This window comes from Chitinophaga sp. (assembly GCF_036566945.1).
Taxonomy (GTDB): Bacteria; Bacteroidota; Bacteroidia; order Chitinophagales; family Chitinophagaceae; genus Chitinophaga.
On the sequence record NZ_DATCVJ010000386.1, the window covers coordinates 1 to 3556 of the forward strand.

At 48.7% G+C, this 3556-nt stretch carries 3 protein-coding genes; 2 read left to right on the forward strand and 1 reads right to left on the reverse strand.

Annotated elements, in window-relative coordinates:
- Window positions 1–1552, reverse strand: a 1552-nt coding sequence (locus VIP81_RS11340) for a cation-translocating P-type ATPase (protein ID WP_331960048.1), incomplete at its 3' end; no start/stop codon positions are given.
- 186 nt (window positions 1553–1738) lie between these two features.
- Between VIP81_RS11340 and tsaE the strand changes: the two genes are divergently transcribed.
- Both tsaE and VIP81_RS11350 read left to right on the forward strand, forming a co-directional pair.
- A complete protein-coding gene (gene tsaE / locus VIP81_RS11345) occupies window positions 1739–2176 on the forward strand; it encodes a tRNA (adenosine(37)-N6)-threonylcarbamoyltransferase complex ATPase subunit type 1 TsaE (protein WP_331960051.1) in 438 nt (145 codons plus the stop codon).
- Between the two features lie 43 nt (window positions 2177–2219).
- Window positions 2220–3437 carry an alanine dehydrogenase gene (locus tag VIP81_RS11350; RefSeq protein WP_331960054.1) on the forward strand — a complete coding sequence of 406 codons (1218 nt, stop codon included), beginning with the start codon at window positions 2220–2222 and terminating at the stop codon, window positions 3435–3437.
- Window positions 3438–3556 lie beyond the last annotated feature (119 nt).

The window sequence follows — 3556 nt, forward strand, 5'->3', positions numbered from 1 at the left end:
CTGCGAGTTGACCGTTTTTGAGGAGGTATAGGTTATGACTGTCATCTCCCGTAATACCAGCAGCCATGCGGAAAGACCCTAACTGCCATTCGTTGCCGACCTTATCACTGGCACGCATCCCTAAGCCTTTATGTTCCCGCACCTGCTGTAAAGGCATTTCCCCGGCCGATTTCCAGGCGGCGGCAATAGAGCGGGCAATTGGGTGGGAAGAATATTTTTCCAGGCTATATACCACCTGTTTAAATGCTTCTTCCGGCATATCAAAAAACTGGTATTCGCCCAGCTGCAGTTTACCGGTGGTGAGGGTACCTGTTTTATCAAATACTACCTGCCGGATGTTTTTAAACATTTCCAGTGTATGACCGCCTTTAATCAGGATACCATTGCGGGCAGCCCGGCCCAGGCCCACCATCACGGCGGCCGGCGTAGCCAGTCCCATGGCGCAGGGGCAGGAAATCACCAGCACGGCTACACTCCTCATCATGGCGGTAGCCAGGGAAGTATGTCCTATAAAATACCAACCCAGGAAAGTTACCAGCGCGATGCCCAGTACCAGGGGTACAAATATGGCGCTGATACGGTCTGCCAGCTTCTGCATAGGTGGTTTGTCGGATTGCGCCTGTTTCACCAGCTCTATGATATAGGAAAGTACCGTATCCTTGCCTGTGGCGGTGATATACACCTTGATACTACCATCTTCCAACAGGGTACCGCCTATGACCTTATCTTTTTCTTTTTTGCTGACCGGGGCGCTTTCGCCGGTGATCATGGATTCGTTGGCATGACCGCTACCCCAATAAATGGTGCCATCCATCGGGATTTTATCGCCGGTATTTACCAGTACGCAATCGCCGGTGCGAAGGGTACGGTTATCTACTTCGTGAATATGTTCATGGCCATGATCGGTGTTAATCAGTCTGGCCGTGGTAATCTGCATCCGGGCCAGGTCAGAAATGGCGCTGGTGGTTTGTTTCACGGATTTCTCTTCCAGCATATTTCCCAGGAATACCAGGGTAATGATGGCGGCGGTAGTTTCGTAAAACATGTAATCCGGATTACCATATACCACGGTGCCTACAAAACTATAGGCAAAAGCCGCGGTGGCGCCCAGTGATACCAGCACGTCCATGTTGGCCATGCGATTGATCAGGGAGCGTATGGCACTACGTCCGAAATGCCACATACCCGTCATATATACCGGCAATGTAAGCCAGAACTGCACCCATGGCTGATGTAGCCAGGGCCAGCTTACCCACATATGCAACAGCAGGGGCAAAGTAAATATGAGACAAAAAATAAATTTGAATGTCAGGGTGGTATATAGCTTCCGCTCTGTAGGCTTTTCTTCCGGCATCACTACCCGATACCCCATCTGCGTAATGCCATGGAGCACTTCCTTTGAATCCGCCCCTTCGGGTGCGGTAAAATGTACCTCTTCTGTGGCGAAGCTGACGTTTACGTCCTGCATGCCCTTTTTCTCCAGGTATTTGGAAACGCCGAGTGCACAACTCGTGCAGTGCATGCCTTCTACCTTGCAACTTACTGGTGTCATCTGACAACTTTCCTCCTGGTACAAAGTTATCCGTTGATCGGTTAAGCAGGGTAAATATTAATGCAACGGAGAGGCAGAAAGCGGAAAGCAGAAAGCAAAAAGCTATTGCCGGGGAGATTTACCCGAAAATCATCTGCGGCAATAGCTTTTTGCTTTTTCCTTTCTGCTTTCTCCTTATTTTTGGGGATGCAATGGACATTTACGCTGGATCAATTACCCGAAATAGCCCGTCAATTCTGGGAATATTTCGCTGACAAGCAGGTATTTACGCTGGACGGCCCCATGGGAGCCGGCAAAACCACCCTGGTAAAGGCTTTATGTGCAGCCAAAGGGGTAGAAGATGCTACTGCCAGTCCCACTTTCTCCATCATCAACGAGTATGCTTATCACGATGTGCAGGGGCATCCCCGCCGCATTTTTCACCTGGACCTGTACCGGCTCCGGGATGAAGACGATGCTATCAGCGCCGGCGTAGAGGACACCCTCTACCAGGATGCCATTAGTTTTGTGGAATGGCCGGAAGTGGTGGCACATCTGTTACCACTGGATACCGTACATCTGCAACTGGAAGTACAAGCGGATCAAAAAAGGGTCTTGCGTGAAATCGCTTCCTCTCTCAAATGATGTATCTTTGAATACTTCGATTTAAAAAAACTGAACACCGCATATGGAGCAAAGGCAAAAACCTGTAGTAAGTGCTGGCTTTACCTATTCGCCGCTGGAAGAAACGTTGGATATTCCACAGAAAAATTCCCGCTTGTTTATAGGTATTCCCAAGGAAACCTCTTTCCAGGAAAACCGGATAGCCCTTACGCCCGATGCAGTCAGCATTTTAGCGGCACACGGACACCACATAGTAGTAGAGCATAAAGCGGGCGACGGATCGCACTATTACGACACCGACTATTCAGAAGCCGGCGCCGAAATAGTGTATGATAAAAAGGAGGTTTTCAAAGCGGAGATCATCGTAAAGTCGGCCCCCCTGAATGACGAAGAAATAGAATTACTGCATCCGCACCAGATTGTCATTTCCCCCATTCACCTGGCTGCGCTGAAAGCGCCACAGGTAGAGAAAATGATGGAAAAGCGCATCACGCTGTTGTCTTTTGAAAACCTGAAAGATGATGCCGGCACTTATCCGATTGTAAGGGCGATGAGTGAAATTGCCGGAGGTGCATCCATGCTCATTGCCGGACAATACCTCAGCAACGATAACAAAGGAAAAGGCATTCTGCTGGGAGGCATTACCGGTATCCCACCTACCAAAGTGGTGATTATAGGCGCCGGTATTGTGGGCGAATTTGCAGCCCGCACCGCGCTGGCACTGGGATCTTCCGTAAAAGTATTCGATAATAATATCTACAAACTAAAAAGACTGCAAAACAATATCGGGGTACGTGTATTCACTTCCGTTATCCAGCCCAAGGTATTGGCAGAGCAGCTACGTAATGCAGATGTAGCTGTAGGTGCGTTGTCGTCGCAGAGCGGACGTACCCCCATCGTGGTGAGTGAATCTATGGTGAGCAACATGAAGGCCGGCTCCGTGATTGTAGACGTAAGCATTGATCGGGGCGGTTGTTTCGAAACCTCTGAAATTACCACCCACGAAAACCCGGTCTTTAAAAAGTACGATGTAGTGCATTACTGCGTACCCAATATCCCTTCCGGATTTGCCCGCACCGCGTCCGAAGCTATCAGCAATGTGTTGATGCCTTTACTCGTGGAAGCTGCTGATGATGGCGGATTTGAGAACCTGGTATGGATTAAGCGGGGGGTACGTAATGGCATTTATCTTTACAAAGGCGCCCTGACGAATTACCATTTAAGCGAAAAATTCAAATTGAAGTATACTGACCTGGAACTGCTGCTGGCAGTGAAAGGATAATGTGCGAGTTTTTGTCTTTATCCAGGATTATACTGATTTAGATGATTTTCCAGATTTTGTTTTTCAGGATTTAAAAAGATTAAAAAAAGATTAGCGAAGATGAATGCGGATACCCACAT

Bases quoted from the DNA above. Each gene is read 5' to 3' on its own strand.
- tsaE (WP_331960051.1), top strand. From the start codon at position 1,739: ATGCAATGGACATTTACGCTGGATCAATTACCCGAAATAGCCCGTCAA.
- VIP81_RS11350 (WP_331960054.1), top strand. From the start codon at position 2,220: ATGGAGCAAAGGCAAAAACCTGTAGTAAGTGCTGGCTTTACCTATTCG.